The organism is Microbacterium sp. CIAB417 (assembly GCF_022788845.1).
In genome coordinates this window covers 1-1,058 of sequence record NZ_JAHZUT010000026.1, presented here as the reverse complement: position 1 = coordinate 1,058, position 1,058 = coordinate 1, and the positions used below count along the sequence as shown (strand labels likewise).

The following is a 1,058-nucleotide window of genomic DNA, read 5'->3' as shown; positions in this document are numbered from 1 at the left end:
GGGCGGTTCTTCGCCGGTACGGGAATATCAACCCGTTGTCCATCGACTACGCCTGTCGGCCTCGCCTTAGGTCCCGACTTACCCAGGGAAGATTAGCTTGACCCTGGAACCCTTGGTCTTTCGGAGGACGTGTTTCTCACACGTCTTTCGCTACTCATGCCTGCATTCTCACTCGTGTAGCCTCCACGGCTAGATCACTCTGCCGCTTCGCTGGCCACACGACGCTCTCCTACCCATCAACACGGCTGGACCACGAAGGCCTACCAAAAATGTCAATGCCACAACTTCGGTGGCGTGCTTGAGCCCCGTTACATTGTCGGCGCGGAATCACTTGACCAGTGAGCTATTACGCACTCTTTCAAGGGTGGCTGCTTCTAAGCCAACCTCCTGGTTGTCTAAGCAACTCCACATCCTTTCCCACTTAGCACGCGCTTAGGGACCTTAGATGGTGGTCTGGGTTGTTTCCCTCTCGACTATGAAGCTTATCCCCCACAGTCTCACTGCTGCGCTCTCACTTACCGGCATTCGGAGTTTGGCTGACGTCAGTAACCTTGTAGGGCCCATCGGCCATCCAGTAGCTCTACCTCCGGCAAGAAACACGCAACGCTGCACCTAAATGCATTTCGGAGAGAACCAGCTATCACGAAGTTTGATTGGCCTTTCACCCCTATCCACAGCTCATCCCCTCAGTTTTCAACCTAAGTGGGTTCGGCCCTCCACGACGTCTTACCGTCGCTTCAGCCTGGCCATGGATAGATCACTTCGCTTCGGGTCTAGGACATGCGACTGAATCGCCCTATTCAGACTCGCTTTCGCTACGGCTACCCCACACGGGTTAACCTCGCCACATATCACTAACTCGCAGGCTCATTCTTCAAAAGGCACGCTGTCACACCTACCAGGGGTGCTCCAACGGTTTGTAAGCAAACGGTTTCAGGTACTATTTCACTCCCCTCCCGGGGTACTTTTCACCTTTCCCTCACGGTACTTGTCCGCTATCGGTCATCTGGGAGTATTTAGGCTTATCAGGTGGTCCTGACAGATTCACACGGGATTTC

General features: G+C 54.2%; 1 rRNA gene. It reads right to left on the bottom strand.

Features of this window, described 5'->3' with window-relative positions:
* Positions 1–1,058 (bottom strand): 23S ribosomal RNA (locus KYX17_RS31560); the annotation flags it as partial.